This is a genomic window from Psychrobacter communis (assembly GCF_014836505.1).
GTDB lineage: Bacteria > Pseudomonadota > Gammaproteobacteria > Pseudomonadales > Moraxellaceae > Psychrobacter > Psychrobacter faecalis.
Map to the genome: position 1 here is coordinate 56,256 of NZ_JACSQR010000013.1, position 18,301 is coordinate 74,556.

General features: G+C 44.9%; 16 protein-coding genes. 14 read left to right on the forward strand and 2 right to left on the reverse strand.

Annotated features, from left to right (window positions below; genetic code table 11):
* The first annotated feature begins 159 nt into the window (after nucleotides 1–159).
* The 6 genes from sucC to H9653_RS06435 all read left to right on the forward strand — a co-directional run bounded on the left by sucC (nucleotide 160) and on the right by H9653_RS06435 (nucleotide 7,630).
* Nucleotides 160–1,326: an ADP-forming succinate--CoA ligase subunit beta gene (sucC, locus tag H9653_RS06410; protein WP_068407827.1), complete on the forward strand. Its 1,167-nt coding sequence runs from the start codon at nucleotides 160–162 to the stop codon at nucleotides 1,324–1,326.
* 178 nt (nucleotides 1,327–1,504) lie between these two features.
* Complete coding sequence (gene sucD, locus H9653_RS06415; protein WP_068407825.1) at nucleotides 1,505–2,380, forward strand: succinate--CoA ligase subunit alpha; 876 nt, start codon at nucleotides 1,505–1,507, stop codon at nucleotides 2,378–2,380.
* Between the two features lie 121 nt (nucleotides 2,381–2,501).
* Nucleotides 2,502–3,545 (forward strand): UDP-glucose 4-epimerase GalE, encoded by a 1,044-nt coding sequence (gene galE / locus H9653_RS06420; protein ID WP_191691317.1) that lies wholly within the window; start codon nucleotides 2,502–2,504, stop codon nucleotides 3,543–3,545.
* 52 nt (nucleotides 3,546–3,597) lie between these two features.
* Nucleotides 3,598–4,479, forward strand: a complete 882-nt coding sequence (locus tag H9653_RS06425) for a UTP--glucose-1-phosphate uridylyltransferase (RefSeq protein ID WP_191691319.1) — start codon at nucleotides 3,598–3,600, stop codon at nucleotides 4,477–4,479.
* Nucleotides 4,480–4,482: 3 nt separating this feature from the next.
* Nucleotides 4,483–6,147, forward strand: coding sequence for a glucose-6-phosphate isomerase (gene pgi / locus H9653_RS06430; RefSeq protein ID WP_191691320.1), 1,665 nt, complete (start codon nucleotides 4,483–4,485; stop codon nucleotides 6,145–6,147).
* Nucleotides 6,148–6,241: 94 nt separating this feature from the next.
* Nucleotides 6,242–7,630, forward strand: a complete 1,389-nt coding sequence (locus H9653_RS06435) for a UDP-glucose/GDP-mannose dehydrogenase family protein (RefSeq protein ID WP_191691321.1) — start codon at nucleotides 6,242–6,244, stop codon at nucleotides 7,628–7,630.
* A 150-nt stretch (nucleotides 7,631–7,780) separates the two neighbouring features.
* Here the strand turns inward: H9653_RS06435 and H9653_RS06440 are convergent, their stop codons facing one another.
* Nucleotides 7,781–9,262 carry a phosphohexomutase domain-containing protein gene (locus tag H9653_RS06440; protein ID WP_225211639.1) on the reverse strand — a complete coding sequence of 494 codons (1,482 nt, stop codon included), beginning with the start codon at nucleotides 9,260–9,262 and terminating at the stop codon, nucleotides 7,781–7,783.
* Nucleotides 9,263–9,541: 279 nt separating this feature from the next.
* Between H9653_RS06440 and mazG the strand changes: the two genes are divergently transcribed.
* The 8 genes from mazG to yjgA all read left to right on the forward strand — a co-directional run bounded on the left by mazG (nucleotide 9,542) and on the right by yjgA (nucleotide 17,353).
* Nucleotides 9,542–10,315, forward strand: a complete 774-nt coding sequence (mazG, locus tag H9653_RS06445) for a nucleoside triphosphate pyrophosphohydrolase (RefSeq protein ID WP_450088452.1) — start codon at nucleotides 9,542–9,544, stop codon at nucleotides 10,313–10,315.
* Nucleotides 10,302–10,703: a ComEA family DNA-binding protein gene (locus H9653_RS06450; protein ID WP_144296818.1), complete on the forward strand. Its 402-nt coding sequence runs from the start codon at nucleotides 10,302–10,304 to the stop codon at nucleotides 10,701–10,703. The genes mazG and H9653_RS06450 overlap by 14 nt, the downstream gene beginning before the upstream one ends.
* Nucleotides 10,704–10,867: 164 nt before the next feature.
* Nucleotides 10,868–13,213: a polynucleotide adenylyltransferase PcnB gene (pcnB, locus tag H9653_RS06455; RefSeq protein WP_191691323.1), complete on the forward strand. Its 2,346-nt coding sequence runs from the start codon at nucleotides 10,868–10,870 to the stop codon at nucleotides 13,211–13,213.
* A gap of 96 nt (nucleotides 13,214–13,309) precedes the next feature.
* Complete coding sequence (folK, locus tag H9653_RS06460) at nucleotides 13,310–13,810, forward strand: 2-amino-4-hydroxy-6-hydroxymethyldihydropteridine diphosphokinase (protein ID WP_369811281.1); 501 nt, start codon at nucleotides 13,310–13,312, stop codon at nucleotides 13,808–13,810.
* A gap of 111 nt (nucleotides 13,811–13,921) precedes the next feature.
* A complete protein-coding gene (gene panB, locus H9653_RS06465) occupies nucleotides 13,922–14,722 on the forward strand; it encodes a 3-methyl-2-oxobutanoate hydroxymethyltransferase (RefSeq protein WP_191691326.1) in 801 nt (266 codons plus the stop codon).
* A 96-nt stretch (nucleotides 14,723–14,818) separates the two neighbouring features.
* Nucleotides 14,819–15,721, forward strand: coding sequence for a pantoate--beta-alanine ligase (gene panC, locus H9653_RS06470; protein ID WP_191691327.1), 903 nt, complete (start codon nucleotides 14,819–14,821; stop codon nucleotides 15,719–15,721).
* A 41-nt stretch (nucleotides 15,722–15,762) separates the two neighbouring features.
* Entirely contained in the window at nucleotides 15,763–16,722 is a 960-nt protein-coding gene (rapZ, locus tag H9653_RS06475) for an RNase adapter RapZ (protein ID WP_191691328.1), read from the forward strand.
* A gap of 118 nt (nucleotides 16,723–16,840) precedes the next feature.
* Nucleotides 16,841–17,353: a ribosome biogenesis factor YjgA gene (gene yjgA / locus H9653_RS06480; protein WP_068407800.1), complete on the forward strand. Its 513-nt coding sequence runs from the start codon at nucleotides 16,841–16,843 to the stop codon at nucleotides 17,351–17,353.
* A gap of 117 nt (nucleotides 17,354–17,470) precedes the next feature.
* On the opposite strand, the gene H9653_RS06485 is transcribed toward yjgA, so the two are convergent.
* Nucleotides 17,471–18,091 carry a thiol:disulfide interchange protein DsbA/DsbL gene (locus H9653_RS06485; protein ID WP_191691329.1) on the reverse strand — a complete coding sequence of 207 codons (621 nt, stop codon included), beginning with the start codon at nucleotides 18,089–18,091 and terminating at the stop codon, nucleotides 17,471–17,473.
* Nucleotides 18,092–18,301 lie beyond the last annotated feature (210 nt).

Below are 18,301 nucleotides of genomic sequence, written 5' to 3' on the forward strand. Positions count from 1 at the left end.
AAAATGAAAAGCATTTGAGTCAATATCAAGTTTAACCGGATGGTGCGGCCGCTATCACTATTATGATAACGGTCACCGCCATCATAAGTGTGGCAGCGTTATTCTGCCTTGCACTTGTTTTCACTTTTTATTAATTGTAAAAAATAAAGGATACAATCAATGAATTTACATGAGTATCAAGCAAAAGAGCTATTAAAAAGCTACGGTTTGCCCATTCAAGAAGGCATCATCGCCCATAATGGCGACGAAGCTGCTGCTGCTTTTGATAAGACGCCTACTGATATTGCGGTTATTAAAGCGCAGGTTCATGCTGGTGGCCGTGGTAAAGCGGGCGGTGTGAAGCTCGTTAAAACTCGCGAAGAAGCAAAGCAAGTTGCTGAAGAGCTTATCGGTACCAATCTGGTTACATTCCAGACTGACGCAGAAGGCCAACCAGTTAACTTCGTATTGGTTGCAGAAGATATGTACCCAGTACAAACTGAGCTATATCTTGGTGCAGTTGTAGACCGTTCTACGCGTCGCGTCACTTTTATGGCATCAACCGAAGGCGGCGTTGATATCGAAGAAGTCGCAAGCGAAACTCCAGAAAAAATCTTTAAAGTAAGCGTTGATCCATTAGTTGGTTTAATGCCTTACCAAGCACGTGAAGTGGCATTTAAACTGGGTCTTGAAGGCAAGCAAATCAACCAGTTTGTAAAATTGATGAGCGGCGCTTATCAAGCATTCGTTGACAATGATTTTGCATTATTAGAAATCAATCCATTAGCGGTTCGCGAAAATGGCGAAATCGTTTGTGTTGATGGCAAAATCGGTATTGACTCAAACGCTTTATATCGCCTGCCTAAAATTGCAGCACTACAAGATAAAACGCAAGAAAACGAGCGCGAGCTCAAAGCAGCTGAATTTGACCTAAACTATGTTGCCCTAGAAGGTAACATCGGTTGTATGGTAAACGGTGCTGGTCTTGCGATGGCGACCATGGACATCATCAAATTGTACGGCGGCAAACCTGCTAACTTCTTGGACGTTGGCGGCGGTGCAACCAAAGATCGCGTTGTTGAAGCGTTCAAAATCATTCTAGAAGACAGCAGTGTTGAAGGCGTTCTAATCAACATCTTCGGCGGTATCGTACGTTGTGACATGATTGCCGAAGCGATTATCGAAGCAGTTAAAGAAGTGAACGTAAAAGTGCCTGTCGTTGTCCGTCTAGAAGGTAATAACGCTGAAAAAGGTGCTGAGCTACTAGAGCAATCTGATGTGAAAATCATTTCAGCTCAAGGCCTAGCAGATGCGGCGCAAAAAATTGTCGATGCGGTTAAAGCATAAGCCTTTAATATAAGTCGTGCGGTTAAGCGCTGTTTTATTCATAACTCGCTTAACCAGACGCTTAAGCATTATAGTCACAGCGTGATGGCAGTTTTTAGCAAAAGCATAAATCGTTAACATTTAACGATAAGTGAGCGAGAAAACTGCTATTGCAAGACAACCGAATAAGGAAAAAATAATGAGTGTATTAATTGATAAAGATACCAAAGTATTGGTACAAGGTTTTACTGGTAAGAACGGTACATTCCACTCTGAACAAGCAATTGAGTACGGCACTAAAGTAGTTGGCGGCGTAACCCCAGGTAAAGGCGGTCAAACGCACCTAGGTTTGCCAGTCTTTAACACCATGGCAGAAGCCATGGAAGCGACCCAAGCTGACGCTTCAGTTATCTACGTACCAGCTCCATTTGTATTAGATTCTATCGTTGAAGCAGTCGATGCGGGCGTAAAATTGATCGTCGTAATCACTGAAGGTGTACCGACTATCGATATGCTAAAAGCCAAGCGTTATATCGAAGAAGCAGGCGATGTACGTATGGTTGGTCCAAACTGCCCAGGCGTTATCACTCCAGGTCAGTGCAAAATCGGTATCATGCCAGGTCATATCCATTTGCCAGGTAAAGTGGGTATCATTTCACGCTCTGGTACCTTGACTTATGAAGCGGTTGCCCAGACCACTAAGCTTGGCTTTGGTCAGTCTACTTGTATCGGTATCGGCGGTGACCCTATCCCAGGTATGAACCAAATCGATGCGCTAAAACTGTTCCAAGACGATCCACAAACCGAAGCCATCGTATTAATCGGTGAGATTGGTGGTACAGCTGAAGAAGAAGCGGCGGCTTATATCAAAGAGCACGTAACCAAGCCAGTGGTTGGTTATATTGCTGGTGTGACTGCACCTGCTGGTAAACGTATGGGCCATGCTGGCGCGATTATCTCCGGTGGTCAAGGTACTGCTGAAGAGAAATTTAAAGCCTTTGAAGACGCTGGTATTGCTTATACCCGTGATCCATCAAAAATCGGTGATAAGTTAAAAGAAGTTACCGGTTGGTAATTTAGGTATTAATAGCTAGTCTAATACCAAAACATCGTTGAAAAAAAACAAAGGCACTCCTACAATGGGGTGTCTTTTTTTATTCTAAAAATAACTTTCCTTTGATTAAAATGTAGCAATTATGAAAAACAAGATATTGGTAACCGGTGGTGCTGGATATATCGGCTCACACACTTGTATAGCTTTACACGAAGCAGGCTATGATATTGTGGTCTACGACAACTTGTCTAATAGTAGCCGCGAGGCCATTGAGCGCGTATCCAAGCTCATTGATCAACCCATCGACTTTGTTAAAGGCGATATCCGTGATACTGATCTACTCAAACAGGTCTTTGCCGAGCATCAGTTCTTTGGTGTGATTCATTTTGCGGGACTAAAAGCCGTTGGAGAATCGGTGGCCAAGCCATTGCTGTATTATAATAATGTCAGTGGCACCATTGCTTTATTGGAAGTTATGAGAGAAGCAGATGTTAAGAATTTGGTTTTTTCATCTTCTGCGACCGTCTATGGAGATCCTGAATCCTTGCCCATCAATGAGGAATCAAAGCGTTCTTGCACCAATCCTTATGGTCAGAGCAAACTGATGGTCGAGCATATTTTAGAGGACTTAGCGGCAACCGATGATGGCTGGAATCTTATTCCACTTAGGTACTTCAATCCTGTCGGTGCGCACCCATCTGGGCAAATTGGCGAAGATCCAAATGATATTCCTAATAATTTAATGCCTTATATTTCGCAAGTCGCCGTTGGCAAGCTTGGAAAACTTAGTATTTTTGGTAATGACTATCCTACCGTCGATGGGACGGGGGTACGCGATTTTATCCATGTCACTGATCTTGCCCATGGTCATGTAGCAGCGCTTAACTACTTACAAAAACAAGTAGGTCGAGATAAATACAGCTCAATAGGTTTTTTACCCATTAATCTGGGAACAGGTAAAGGAACGTCTGTTTTAGAATTGGTCACGGCTTTTTCTGAAGTATCGGGCCAAAATATTCCTTACCAGTTTTCTGCTCGGCGCGCAGGAGATATTGCCAGCTGCTATGCCAGCGCCGATAAAGCCAAAGATTTGCTAGGTTGGGATGCCACACTATCTATCACTGAGATGTGTGAAGATACGTGGCGTTGGCAGAGTAAAAACCCGAATGGCTATCATAGCGCTTAGCATTGCTTAAGCATGTTTCTTATTTCACACTCTTAAATACAGTCTAAAAATTATGAAAAAAATTACTCACGCTGTTATTCCTGTCGCAGGTTTTGGTACACGTATGCTGCCGTTATCGAAATCAGTGCCAAAAGAGCTGCTACCACTTGGTAATCGTCCCGCTATTCATTATGTCGTTGAAGAAGCCATTGCTGCGGGTATCAAACATATCGTTTTGGTCGGTCATGCGCAAAAAAGCGCCATCGAAAACTACTTTGATATCAATGCTGAATTGGATAATCAATTGCGTGCTAAAGGTAAAGACGTGTTAGCCGATAGCTTAAACTGGTTACCCGAGGATGTAACGGTGTCTATGATACGTCAAGGCAAACCGCTAGGGTTAGGGCACGCGGTATTGGCGGCGCGTCCAATCATTGGTGAGCATGACTTTGCTGTACTGCTGCCAGATGTGGTGCTCGATCCATTTACCACCGACATAACGACTGATAATTTGGCGTTTATGATTGAAGCCTTTGCCAAAGACACGCATTCGCAAATATTGGTCAATAACGTAGCAGATGAAGATGTGCATAAATACGGTATTGCCCAATTATACGAAGCATTTAATCAAGCGCATGAAATCGAGCAAGCTGATAAAAACGCAAGCTTTAAAGTTGCCGGTTTTGTCGAAAAGCCCAACTTAGCGGATGCCCCTTCAAAATTGGCCGTTGTCGGTCGTTATGTATTTAGCAATCATATATTTGATTATCTGGCCAATACTAGAGCGTCGGTTGGTGGCGAGATTCAACTGACTGATGCCATTGACGCCTTGATTAGCAAATATGGCGTTAATGTGACGACCATGCGCGGCGATAGTTATGACGCAGGCGATATGCGCTCGTATATGCAAGCGTTTATCTATTTTGCCGAGCAGCAGTTAAGGGATGATAAATAGCTAATGGATGAGATAAATAATAAGGGCTATAAAAGTGCCCGCCACTCTAAGTATTGGCAGCATTTAGCCAAGTTAGCGGAGCAGCCGTGGGCGCTTGCCCCATTGTTCGCGCAGGATAATGAGCGGACGTCTCGCTTTAGCACGCAAGCGGGCGCGCTATATATAGATTATAGCAAGCAGTGTATTAGTGATGCGGTGCTAGAAAATTTATTAAATTTGGCGAATAGTTGCGAGTTGTCAGGCCGTATCGATGCCTTATTACAAGGGGCGATGGTTAATACCAGTGAAGAGCGAGCAGCGCTGCATACCGCTCTACGCTTGCCAGCTACAGAACAGCTGCAAGTTGGCACGCAAAATGTCGCTGCTGATGTACATGAGAGTTTGGCGCAGGTAGAAAGATTGTCAGAGCGGGTACGCAACGGCACGTGGCGCGGGTTCTCTGGTAAAGCAATCACTGATGTGGTTAATATTGGCGTTGGCGGCTCAGATTTAGGCCCACTGATGGCGACCACCGCGCTTGATGAATGGGCAGATACTGCTATTGAGGTGCATTTTGTCTCTAACATGGATGGCACGCAGCTTGATAATTTGCTCAAGCACTTAAATCCTGAAACCACTTTATTTATCATCTCCTCCAAATCTTTTGGCACCGTTGATACGCTATCCAATGCCAAGACCGCACTGTCATGGTTACTCGCTACGGCAAAATTACGCGCTGGCACGGAAGAAAGCGTCTTGCGCCGTCATTTTATCGGAGTATCGGCCAATTGTGAAAAAATGACTGCCTGGGGCATTCACCCTGAGCATCAATTGGAGCTGTGGGAATGGGTTGGCGGTCGTTTCTCATTGTGGTCGGCGATTGGACTTGCTATCGCTATTCGTATTGGCATAAATGGTTTTAAAGAGCTGCTAGCCGGCGCCCATAATATGGATGAGCATTTCGCCCAAGCAGACTTTTCTGAGAATCTGCCAGTATTATTAGGTTTGCTCGCCGTTTGGAACAGTACCTTTTTACAAGTCAATGCGCATACCGTGCTGCCTTATGATGGACGTTTGGAGTATTTGCCAAGCTACTTGACCCAGCTTGAGATGGAAAGTAATGGTAAATCGGTGACGCAGCATGGCGAGCGTCTTGATTATGATACGTGTCCAATTTTGTGGGGCGAGATTGGCTCCAATGCGCAGCATGCTTTTTATCAGCTTCTGCATCAAGGGACGCAGCAGGTCTCTTGTGACTTTATTGCGTGCGTGCGCCGTTATAGTGATGATGCGACAAATGAATCGCTACAGCAGCAGCATGAATTGTCTTTGGCAAACTGTTTGGCGCAGAGTCGGGTCTTGGCTTTTGGTAATGCTGCTATTGTTGATAAGGATATTGAAGCGGCTTCTGATGCCGATAAATACAAATATTACCGCGGCAATCAGCCGTCAACGACGCTCCTTATCGATGAGCTGACCCCGCATAGTTTGGGGGAGCTGATAGCGCTTTATGAGCACAAGGTTTATGTCATGGCCAGCATTTGGGATATCAATCCGTTTGATCAATGGGGCGTTGAGATGGGCAAGAAAATGGCAGAGTCGGTACATACCGCCATGCAGCAAGGCGGCGATGCGCAATTTGATACCTCTACCAATCAGCTATTGCAGCATATTAAGCTGTTGTCTTAATGGCTTAAGGCTTATGGCTAGTAGCTAGTAGCATCATGCGACTGGCTTATCCACTTATCCACGCTGCTAACTTTGCAATATAAAAGGTAATCTTATGAGCGCTGCCGCTATAAATAAACACAAGACAGATAACGACCAATCCGCATCACATTCATTTAACCAAGCTGCTAAAAACACCAGCGTTTGCGTCCTCGTTGGTCATAGTATCGAGGCGATTACCAGTGCTGTGGTACTGGCAAGTCTCGGTCATACGGTGCATCTTTATACTGATAAAGAGGTATTGACGCAGCAATTACAACAATATGGTTTCGAGCATCATGTGCAAGCGTTATGGCAGATGTACGTGCAGCAGCAACAAATTGTCAGCTATGCTTTGCCCACTACTGCGAGTAAGCTGCTAGAGCACTATGAAACGTCGGATAATAATAATGAGAGAAAACAAGTTGCGCTATATTGGTTATTTTTAGACAGTATCCGCCCAGTATGGCAAGCAGACAGCTGGATTACGGCCTTTAATCACAGTCATCAGCAAACCTTACCGCTCATCATGAGTGGCATTAAACAGCTGGGCGCGGTTGACGCATTGTCCAAGCAGTTGCAGCGCGCTTGGGTTTATTATGTGCCATTTGTATTCTTAAAGGATGGCGATGCGTACAGCTCAATGCTAAATCCATCATTGTTATTGCTGGGTGAAAAAACACCAAATAGCCGCCATCATTTAACGATGCTACAGCCTTTAATACAGCAGGCGCGCGCTTTTCATCAAGCAGATATTGCCACTATAGAGTTTGCCCGTAGTAGTATCATGGCGATGCTTGCCACAAGGGTGAGTTTTATGAATGAGATGTCGCGCTTGGCGGATAGTCAACAGGTCGATATTCAGCAAGTTAGTCACATTATGGGACTTGATGAGCGCGTGGGCAGTAGCTACTTGCAAGCGGGCTGGGGGTTTGGTGGTAATACACTACCGACAGAGTTGGTTAAGTTGCAGCAGTCCAGTGCAGAAAAAAGCCTAGCTATGCCGTTACTACAGGCAGTCATTAATATCAACGAAGACCAAAAAGAGCTGATATTTCGCAAGTTTTGGCAGTATTTTGATGGATTTATCGATAATAAAACCGTGATGATTTGGGGTGGCAGTTATAAAGCGGGCTCGGGACGGACAGCAGAGTCGGCGATTCATCCGTTGTTAGCGCTACTCTGGTCTTATAATATCCGCACGCTGGTATATAGTGATAAAGCCCAAACCGAGCTTGCTGAGCTCTATGGACAGCAGTCGCTACTGGAACTGATCGCCAGTCCGTACCAACAGCTTAATGAAGCGCAGGCCATTTTTATCATCAGCTGGTTGCCAGAAAACAGACTAGATGTCGCTAGGCTTAATGAGCAGGCGCTGCCGATATTCGATGCGCGCAATGCGCTGTCGCGAACGCAGGTTGATGATTTGGTCGGTGACTATATAGGAATTGGTCGCGCCAAATAGAGCTCTCTAACAATTATAAAATAAGCGTAGCAGACAAGCAGCTAATGAACTGAATCTAAATAAAAGCGCCGATTAATATAAAAATTAACCGGCGCTTTTTTTATTCTTATAAGTTCAGAATGTCTTTACTTAGTATTATGATTACTTAAGTTAAGCAGGCACCGCCCCTTTACTAGCAAGCCATTGCTGAATTTCTTGCGTCTTAGTCTGTAGTAAATCCTTATCACCGCGACTTTCGATGTTTAAGCGAATTAATGGTTCAGTATTAGAAGCGCGTAAGTTAAAACGCCATTCGCCAAAGTTTAAGCTCAAGCCATCGAGCATCGATTTGGTTGGCTTGTCGGCGCTGAACTTCTCTTCGATGGCGCTGATAATGGCTGGCGCATCATGAGTGGTCAAATGAAAATTCAGCTCGCCTGAGCTTGGATAGGCTGCAATATAACCGCTGACCAATTCTGACAAGGTTTTACCGGTAATTGATAATAACTCAATGGTCAAAAGCCACGGAATCATGCCGCTATCGCAGTAGAAAAAATCGCGAAAATAATGGTGAGCGGACATCTCGCCGCCATACACCGCACCAGAATCACGCATCACTTGTTTGATAAATGAGTGCCCAGACTTACTAATAACCGCCTTACCGTTATGCTCATCAATGACGGCTTCGGTGTTATAAATCACTCGCGGATCATAGACGATTGACTCGCCCGCATACTTGTTTAAAAACGCTTGCGCGAGCATGCCAACGACATAGCTGCCATCGATAAATTCGCCGTATTCATCAAATAAAAAGCAGCGGTCAAAATCGCCATCAAAGGCAATACCAAGGTCGGCTTTATTTTCTAGCACCGCTTGTTGAGTGGCGGTTCGATTGGCCTCAATCATTGGATTGGGAATGCCATTTGGAAAGCTACCATCAGGCGTATGGTGCAATTTAAGCACTTCAATTGGCGCGCCAGCTTGTGCTAACTTGTCGATTAATAAATCAACGACGGGACCTGCGCTACCGTTACCGGAGTTGATAACCAGTTTTAGCGGTTTTAATTTATCAACATCAATAAATGTCATGACATGATTGATATAAGCGCTTTTATCCGTTAGTAATTGTAATGTACCTTGTTGATTATCCGTACTAAATTGCCCCGATTCTGCCAACGCTTGAATCTCTGCCAAGCCATCATCGGCGCTAATCGGTTTTGAGTATTCCTTTACCAATTTTAAGCCATTATAATTAATCGGATTGTGGCTAGCTGTTACTTCGATACCGCCCAACGCCTGATAATAACTGGTCGCAAAATAGACCTCTTCTGTGCCTGTCATACCCAAATCAATCACATCGACACCCGCATCGAGCATACCTTTGATGGTTGCTTGTTTTAACTGCTCACTGGAGTGGCGGATATCGCTACCGATGACGATAGCTGGCTTTAAGTCTTTTAGTTCAACGGCGACATCTGCAGCGCTAAAACGCTCGAATAAAATTTGCGCAAAGGCACGGCCGATACGGTAGGCGATAGCTTCATCGAGATTGACACCAAGCTCGCCGCGGATATCGTACGCTTTAAATGACTGAATGCTAATAGGGTGAAATTCTGTTGCTGGCTGATAGCCAGTAGTCGCAGAAGTGGACATAATAATAAGCTTCCTTGTGCGTGCGCAGTAAAAAATGAGGGAGTGATAACAGGATTATAAGTCAATAAGCGTTCAATGATACACTAACTACCAAATGAGTTATAAAGCCGTAGTGGTGCTTTATGTGAGCATTTTTATAATTATCCGTTTCTATGATAAAAAATATAAGAGTATTTTATGAGTGACTTAAACAACCAAACGTTAACTTCTGTTACGCCGTCCAACCCTGTACAAGGAACGCCAGTAGCAACTGGTGAGTTAGACGATTTATTGCAGTTAATGGCACGGCTGCGCGCAGATTGTCCGTGGGATAAAAAGCAAAGCAATCATAGTCTCATTCCGTACGCGATTGAAGAGGCCTATGAGCTTGGCGAAGCGGTTCAAAGCGATGATGACGAAGATATCAAGGGCGAGCTTGGTGATGTATTGTTGCAAGTGGTTTTTCATTGTCAGATGTACGCTGAACAAGGGCGCTTTGATATGAGCGATGTGATTACCACGTTGCAAGGAAAGCTGATTCGCCGCCATCCGCATGTCTTTGAAGCCGAAACGCTAAAAGATGACGCTGCGGTAAAAGGTCGCTGGGATGAGATTAAAGCAGAGGAAGACCAAGCGCGCGCCGCACGTGGCAAGCCGAAGCGTCGTTTGGATAATACCAAGGCAGGTAGTGCGCTGATGCAAGCGCAGGAAGTGCAAAAACAAGCATCGAAATTGGGGTTTGATTGGGAAGGGGTCAGCGGCGCTTTTGATAAGCTTGATGAAGAAATTGCCGAGCTAAAGGCCGAGATTTTAGATAAGCCCCAAGTTGAAATCAAAACCAATATCAGAGAGATTGAAAGGGAGCTTGGCGATTGCATGTTTGCCTTGGTCAATGTCGCCCGTAAACTCGACCTCGACGCTGAAACGGCGACCTTAACCTGTGTGCATAAATTTAAATCACGCTTTGGCTATATTGAAGAGCAGTTAGCGGCAGCTGGCAAGCGCTTAGAAGATAGCGATATCAATGAGATGGATGCGTTATGGGAAGCGGCGAAACAGCATGAACGCGACTAATAAAAGCCGGTTTATTAAATGGAAGCATGCTAATTTATTTAAAAATGCCGCCGTTTTTTTAGTAGGTGTGTTTTCTGTTATTACTATATCGTTTAATCCTGCCCTTGCCGCGCCATGTTTTGATAATGCTAAAAGCGCTTATCATTATCTATTGACGCAAGAAACAGCACAAAGCCAAGCGCGCACGCAGACTAGAATTAATATCAATCGCGCCACAGAAGCCGAGCTGGTGGCATTAAACGGTATTGGCAGCAGTAAAGCACAGGCGATTATTTTATATCGCGAGATGTTTGGCGGCTTTAAAACGGTCGATGAATTAACTAAAGTCAAAGGCATCGGCGCAAAAACGGTTGAGAAAAATCGCCAGCGTTTAAGCGTACAAGACTAAGCGCTTTATTTTGTATTATTTAACCCCCATATTGACAAAATAGCATGTAAGTAAATGTCATAACACACCCACCATGGTCAAAATTTGTTAAACTAGTGGGTACATCCGCCTGATAGACGCTGTGTTCGTCGGGGTGGTTAAGAATAAAGGCGAGGAGTAGATGCATGGCCGAGCGTGCCGCCAAGCAGTTAGAACTGAATAAATCTGAATTACCCAATTCCATTACCGAAGTGATAGCCACCCTAACCCGAGCTGGGTTTGATGCTTATATCGTCGGTGGCGGCGTGCGCGATACCTTGCTAGGCCTGCGTCCAAAAGACTTTGACGCGGTCACTGATGCCAAACCTCATGAGATTAAAGACGTCTTTGGCAAGCGTTGCCGTATTATTGGTCGCCGTTTTCAATTGGCGCATGTCTACTCTGGGCGCGAACTTATCGAAGTGGCGACCTTTCGTGGTCCACCGCTCAATAATGCCAATACCAATCAAGATGGGATGATTTTGCGCGACAATGTCTGGGGCGATATTAAGCAAGATTTTGCCCGTCGCGACTTTTCTATCAATGCCCTTTATTATCAACCGCTCAAAGGCGTGGTGCATGATTTTTGCGGCGCGCTTGAAGATATCGATAATAAAGTTATTCGTCTCTTAGGTCATGCACCGACGCGTATCGAAGAAGATCCGGTCAGGTTGCTGCGTGCCCTGCGTTTTAAAGCCAAGCTTGGTTTTGATTTTGATAGCGAACTCGCCGCCCAGTTCCATGATGACAATTGGGCGCTGCTGGAGCAAATTTCTCCGCATCGTCTTTATGATGAAACGCAAAAAATGTTTACCGGTGGCTATTTAGTGCCGCTACTGCCGTTATTGTTTGAGTCGGGCGCGATTGACAGTTTAGTAATTTATCCGCCTGCTGAGCCAAGTGCCTTGGTCAAACAAGTCGCTATCAATACCGACAAACGTATCGCCGCTGGTAAAAGTATCAATCCTGCCTTCTTTTATGCCGCGTTATTGTGGGAAAACTATCTTCATCAATTGGAAAAAGCCAAAAAACGCAATATGCCTTTTGCTGACGCGCAACTGCATGCAGCGGGCAAAGTCATCGACCGTCAGCGTATCAAGACCGCCATTCCAAAATTTGCCGAACAATTTATCCGTGATATTTGGATATTACAGCCAAAATTGGCGGCGCCGCGCAGCAAACAAATTATCCAGTTGTCTGAGCATCCTCGTTTCCGCGCCGGTTTTGATTTCTTGCTATTGCGTGAGCAGTGCGGTGATGCCGAACATCCGCTTTCAGAGTCGACCAATGGCATGGGCGAGTGGTGGCAAACCTATCAAACCCTGACCGAACAGCAGCAAGATCAAGCGATTGATGATTTTGATGAGAATATCCGTCGTGGAGCCTATAAACAAAGCCAGCGTGGTCGCGGTCGTAATCGTCAAAAACAGCAAACCTCGAACGATAATGGCAAGGTGAATCACATAGAAAACGATCAGCAAGATAAAGTAAACGGCAATGGTCATAGCAAGCAGGCGGTTAATGATGCCTCAAACGTACCATCACGCCGCCGCCGCGCCGCCAGTCAGTCTACTCAGCAGGCTAATAACAATGGTAATCATAGTGTCAGCAATAATAGTCATAATCAGGGCTATGATAAGCAGCAAGCGACACAAGATAATAATGAGCTGGCGCAATTGCAGCAGTTATCCCTGGCGAATACTGGCAAGCAAACGGCAAATAAGCGCCACGATGCCAAGCCTTCACCGTTATTTGTCATCGAGCATGAAAAAGTGGTTCCGCCATTACGCAAACAATTGCCAACGGACGATCAGCCAAAATCTAATGCTAAACCAAAGCAAGCGCCTGTGGAGCAAAGCACAAAAGCTGAAAGCACTTCATTTAAGAAAGCAGGAGTTGCAAGACAATCTGACAGCTCTGCTAACGCTGATAAGCAAGCGCAGCAGCATGCAAAAGCTAAACCAGTCGATACCAAGTCTGCTGCTAGCAAAGCCGATTTTGACCAGTCAGCTTTATCTACAACGGCCAATACTAATGCTGCTACTAATGTCCATACTAAGCGTACTGTCGCCCAAACGCCAGCGCTTGTCAGCATAAACAACGAGCCGATACCGTATAAACGTCGCCGCCGTCAACCTACTGCGATAGCGGATAATAGTAATACTGACAGTAAAAATAACGCTGATAACTTGCTTAACGTAGCGTCAAAACCAGTTAGCGATAAAGAGCAAGTAGTAAATACGGCCAAGTATGAGAAAAAAGCGCCTAAAGCTGCGTCAGATTTTGCTGAGGATACGCCGTCTGTTGCTAACAAACCTGTTGCTAAAAAAGCTGCTTCTAACAAACCTGCTAAAACCAAACAGGACACTAAGAAACAGACCACTCAAACTCAGTCAGCTGATAGTCAAACAGCTGCTAGTAAAATGAATGAGCAAAAAGGGCCGGTACCATCAAAACGCCGCCGTCGTCAGCCAAGCACTAACAACGGTTAAGCTTACAAACCGACTTTAAAGTACTAAAGCACAGTGAGAATTATGAACAGGCACTTTGAAGCTAGTAATGCCAATGACAATAAAAGTAGTAACGATATGAGCTGGGTTACTTGTTATGTTGGTTTAGGCAGCAATCTAGAAAACGAGCTAGGTTCGCCGGTAGAGCATTTACAGCAAGCCATCGTAGCTATGCAAGAAAATAAGCAAATACGAGCGGTACGAGTGTCTTCTTTCTACGCTTCGGCGCCGATGGGACCGCAAGATCAGCCTGACTTTGTCAATGCGGTGGTAGGTTTTGAGACTACCTTAACTGCGTTTGAGCTGCTTGCATTTTGTCAATTGCTAGAGCAACAAGCTAAACGCGCTCGTCTGCGCCGCTGGGGTGAGCGCAGCCTTGATGTCGATATTTTATTGTATGGGGATATCAAAATCTCAGAGCCGCAATTAACGATACCGCACGCAGGTTTGCATGAACGTAATTTTGTTTTGTTACCGCTACGAGAGTTGGCGCCAGAGTTAATCATTTTAAACAAACCAATAACGGATTATCCGTCCAGTGACGATTGGACGGGACTAAAGCTATTAATACTGAATTAACGCCTCTTTAGTGCCTCTGTCGAATTATGAATAAGTTGGATGCTACGATAGTGGGTGTGCATTTTATTAAAATATCAAAAGCTATAAATAGTTAACCGCATTGAGGGTGATATGACAACATTATCTACTTTAAATAAATTTAAAAAAGACGGTGTTAAATTCACCTGTCTGACCTGCTATGACGCCATGTTTGCGCGCATGATGGACAACGCGCAAATTGATGCGATTTTGATCGGTGACAGTCTGGGCATGGTGGTACAGGGTCATGATTCAACCTTGCCAGTTAGCGTCGATGATATGGCTTATCATACGGCCAATATCGCCCGTAGTAATAAGCATGCGCTGATTTTAGCGGATTTGCCGTTTATGAGTTATGTGACGCTCCCAGATGCGGTGGCCAATAGCCGCAAGCTGATGCAGGCGGGCGCGCATGTGATTAAGATTGAAGGCGGTCGTGAGCTTTGCGATTTGGTCAAAACCTTGGCGCAAGCAGGTACGCCGGCTTGTGTGCATTTAGGACTGACGCCGCAATCTGTCAATGTCTTTGGTGGTTATAAAATTCAAGGGCGCGGTGATGCAGCAGCAGAAAAACTGCTTGCTGATGCTAAAGCGGTCGTCGAGGCGGGTGCAGCGCTTTTGGTATTAGAATGTGTACCCGCTGAGCTTGCTAAAGCAGTTACAGAAGCTGTAGCTGTGCCGGTTATTGGGATTGGCGCTGGTGCTGATACTGATGGTCAAGTTCTGGTCATGCATGACATGCTGGGCATGGTGCACGGCCGCGTACCGCGCTTTGTCCATGACTTTTTAACTGACGAGCGTAATAGCGCAGGTAGTATTGAAGGGGCTTTTGCGCTGTATCAGCAGTCGGTACGTGACGGCAGTTTTCCCACTGAACAGCACCAATTTAGCTAGCCGTATTAAAGTAAATCGTATTAAAGTAAGTCGTATTTGATTTAATAATTTGACCATTATCAGTAGAACAAGCTGTCAGGATAAAACATAGCAACCATGCCAATTATTTATCATCACATCGCAGCGTTGCGTAACGCCTTAAACCCTTATCGTGGTCAGCAAGAAGGCAAGCAGCGTATTGCGTTAGTGCCAACGATGGGCAATCTACATGATGGCCATCTTGAGCTGGTCAAGCTTGCCAAGCAACATGCCGATATTGTGGTGGTGAGTATCTTTGTCAATCCTACCCAATTTGGCGTCGGTGAAGACTTTGATAGCTATCCTCGGACGTTAGATGAGGACGTTGCCAAACTTACTACTGTTGCTGCCGATTACGTATTTGCGCCCAGTATTGATGAGATGTATCCGGTATTACCGCCACCAACGTCCGTTCGAGCAGGCGCAATCACCAGCCAGTTATGTGGCCAATCGCGTCCAAGTCATTTTGATGGTGTTGGCATTGTCGTCTCAAAGCTCTTTAATATCGTCCAGCCGGAAGTGGCCGTATTTGGGCAAAAAGACTATCAGCAGTTGGCCATTATTCAGCAGTTGGTGCGTGATTTAAGTTATCCGATTGAGATTGTCGGCGCACCTATCGTACGGGCGGCTGATGGTTTAGCTTTGTCTTCGCGCAATCAGTATTTAACTGAAACTGAGCGCAATATCGCTCCTATACTTCATCAAGAATTACAGCGACTAGCCGACCAGCTAATGAATGGCGCATATATCGAACGAGGGCTTGAGCATTTATTAGCAGCGGCTAGCGCGCGTATCACTGCCGCAGGTTTTATCATTGATTATTTAGAAGTCAAAACGGCGCAGCTTGATGCTTTTGAGATAGATGGAAAATCGACAACTTTCGCTGGAAATCAGCAAGATTTGGTGATTTTAGTTGCTGCTTGGTTGGGCCGTGCACGCTTGTTAGACAATCAGCTAGTGACGGTAACACTGCCGTCATGAGCGCGGGAGTGGCTAGACGCAATGTATAAGGATGACGGATCATGAGTACAACTAAGGATAATGAGCACGCCAAATCAGATAACGAGCAGACACCATCACATAAAGATGGTTTAAGTATCTTGGTGGTGTCAGGGCGCTCAGGCTCGGGCAAGACCTCTGTACTCAATATCCTAGAGGACTTTGGTTATTATTGTATTGATAATATGCCTTTGTCATTGGTTCCTGAGGCGGCACAAAAGCTGGTTTGTGATAGCGGCATCAAACGCGTCGCCCTTGGGGTCGATATTCGCACCCCTCGCGCCGATTTGTCCAATTTTTCTGAAATACATGATACGTTAAAGCAGACGTATGGCGAAGAGGCGCTCACCGTCATTTATGTGACAGCGCAAGAGGATATCTTGGTGGCGCGCTTTAATGCCACTCGCCGCATTCATCCTTTGATGGTGCAAGATAGCAAAGGTATAGAAAATACCACTGATAATTTACCAGCGGCGATTGAAAAAGAAAACCAGCTTTTGCAGCCGATATTTAGGCGTGCGGATCTTAAAATTGATACCAGTATGCTTAATATTCATCAGCTAAAAGAGCGCCTGCGCGATTATGTTGGGGCTGACAATCAAATCGCCATTAATCTGTTATCGTTTGGCTTTAAGTATGGCAGCCCAATCGATGCCGACTTTGTATTTGATGTGCGCATTTTGCCCAATCCGCATTGGAACCCAAAGCTGCGCGCCGCGACAGGTCTGGATGCGGAAGTTGCTGAATTTTTTGCTGATTATCCAGAGGTGGCAGAGATGACTAACGATATCGCTACATTTCTGACGCGCTGGCTGCCAGATTTTTTACATAATAATCGCCATACGGTAACGGTTGCGATTGGCTGCACAGGGGGCAAGCATCGCTCGGTATTTATTACCAAGCACTTGCAAGATAAATTGACCGTGAGCTTGCCCGAAGGTTTGAGCATTACCGCCAAGCACCGCGAAAAACATCGTTGGTAAGGCAAGGTTAGTAATGCTAATTATTAATGGTTATTAGCTACAATGAATGCTTAAGCAATATAATCAGCAAGACGCAATAAACTCTATTATTTACTATCTCGAAAAATGGAAAGCTTTTATGATTGACTGGTCAGAACAGGATATGCGCGTCTCGCGCACAGAGCTCAAAAAAGCTCATGAGCGCTTACAAGCATTGTCGATACCGCTTGCCAGCTTATCGAAGAAGCAGCTCAAAAACCTGCCAGCAAGTGATTACTTTATGGCAGAGCTGATGGCGCTTGCTGATATTACCAGTGCCAATGCGCGCAATCGTCAAACCAAACGGGTCGGTAAACTCATCAGTGAAGAAAACCGCCATGAATTGGTTAAAGCCTTGTTCGACGCTTTTTTTCCAAAAGAGCAGATTTCTAAAATCGAAAGCTGGATTGAGCGCTTAAACATCAATGATGAAGGCACGCTAAAGCAGTTTGTAAAACAATACAAAGCCTCTGAGCGTAATAGTTTGTATCAGTTGCTGCTATGGATTGAATATGCCAAACATACACAAGACGATGAATTGATGGCGGAGTCTAAAGAAGATTTGGCCAGTTATATTCGTGAAGTGGCGATATTGTCGCAGCTGAAAAGCTAATTAATAATAATGCTTATATTAATTTATAAACCATGACCTATAAAAAAGCCAATCGTTAAAGATTGGCTTTTTGTATTTTATAAATGTTTATTTTTTAAATGATTTACACATCTTAAATTATTTTTTCTCGGCGCGTACTTTATCAACGAGATAATCAACCACTTTAGGAACAGTGGCGCTTTCACCAGTCACCACATACTTACCATGGACGACTACTGCTGGTACACCTGAAAGCTGATAACGCTTGGCACCAGCTTGTGAGCGACCAATTTTTGTGCCAACGGCAAATGAGTTATAAAGACTATTGAATTTCTTTTCATTCACCCCTTTAGATGCGTACCATTTGCTCAGTGACGCTTGGTCAAATAACTGTTTGCCGTCTTTATGCACCGCATCAAATAACGCATCATGGGTTTTGTCTTCATAGCCTAGTAATTGCGCGGCGTAGAAACCACGGGCGCTGGCTTCCCAAACAGGGTTTAGCGCGGCTGGGGTTTTGAAAAATGCCACGTCTTTGTCTTTGGTTTTGGCCCATTTTTCCATATGTGGATTGAGGACGTTACAATGCGGGCAGCCATACCAAAAGAATTCACGCACAATGATAGCATCACCGTTGATTTTTTCTGGATTATCTAGCACGCGGTAGTCTTTTCCTGCGACATAATTGGCGGCTTGTGCGCCCATATTGGCAAACCCAATAGCACAAGCCAAACCAGTCAATGCGATGATACGTTTCATACTTTTTCCTTGAGGTGTCGAGATTCAGAATAGTTGTTTCAGAAGGTTCGATTCAGCAGTCATTTAACGCATTTATATAGAGGTCTCACAAGTTTAAGCGGCAATGCGTCGCCTAAATCACCGTTCCAAAAATCTTACTCAAACCTAGCCAATATTGACTATTAGATAGGTTTGACGTTTTCTTTCTGCTTCATTGTCACGCGCTATTTC

What these genes read in the sequence shown, in the direction of transcription:
- pcnB (WP_191691323.1), top strand. Translation starts at nt 10,868, where the DNA reads ATGGCCGAGCGTGCCGCCAAGCAGTTAGAACTGAATAAATCTGAATTA.
- yjgA (WP_068407800.1), top strand. Translation starts at nt 16,841, where the DNA reads ATGATTGACTGGTCAGAACAGGATATGCGCGTCTCGCGCACAGAGCTC.
- H9653_RS06450 (WP_144296818.1), top strand. Translation starts at nt 10,302, where the DNA reads ATGAACGCGACTAATAAAAGCCGGTTTATTAAATGGAAGCATGCTAAT.
- panB (WP_191691326.1), top strand. Translation starts at nt 13,922, where the DNA reads ATGACAACATTATCTACTTTAAATAAATTTAAAAAAGACGGTGTTAAA.
- H9653_RS06485 (WP_191691329.1), bottom strand. Translation starts at nt 18,091, where the DNA reads ATGAAACGTATCATCGCATTGACTGGTTTGGCTTGTGCTATTGGGTTT.
- mazG (WP_450088452.1), top strand. Translation starts at nt 9,542, where the DNA reads ATGGCACGGCTGCGCGCAGATTGTCCGTGGGATAAAAAGCAAAGCAAT.
- H9653_RS06435 (WP_191691321.1), top strand. Translation starts at nt 6,242, where the DNA reads ATGAGCGCTGCCGCTATAAATAAACACAAGACAGATAACGACCAATCC.
- folK (WP_369811281.1), top strand. Translation starts at nt 13,310, where the DNA reads ATGAGCTGGGTTACTTGTTATGTTGGTTTAGGCAGCAATCTAGAAAAC.
- sucD (WP_068407825.1), top strand. Translation starts at nt 1,505, where the DNA reads ATGAGTGTATTAATTGATAAAGATACCAAAGTATTGGTACAAGGTTTT.
- sucC (WP_068407827.1), top strand. Translation starts at nt 160, where the DNA reads ATGAATTTACATGAGTATCAAGCAAAAGAGCTATTAAAAAGCTACGGT.
- panC (WP_191691327.1), top strand. Translation starts at nt 14,819, where the DNA reads ATGCCAATTATTTATCATCACATCGCAGCGTTGCGTAACGCCTTAAAC.
- galE (WP_191691317.1), top strand. Translation starts at nt 2,502, where the DNA reads ATGAAAAACAAGATATTGGTAACCGGTGGTGCTGGATATATCGGCTCA.
- pgi (WP_191691320.1), top strand. Translation starts at nt 4,483, where the DNA reads ATGGATGAGATAAATAATAAGGGCTATAAAAGTGCCCGCCACTCTAAG.
- H9653_RS06440 (WP_225211639.1), bottom strand. Translation starts at nt 9,262, where the DNA reads ATGTCCACTTCTGCGACTACTGGCTATCAGCCAGCAACAGAATTTCAC.
- H9653_RS06425 (WP_191691319.1), top strand. Translation starts at nt 3,598, where the DNA reads ATGAAAAAAATTACTCACGCTGTTATTCCTGTCGCAGGTTTTGGTACA.
- rapZ (WP_191691328.1), top strand. Translation starts at nt 15,763, where the DNA reads ATGAGTACAACTAAGGATAATGAGCACGCCAAATCAGATAACGAGCAG.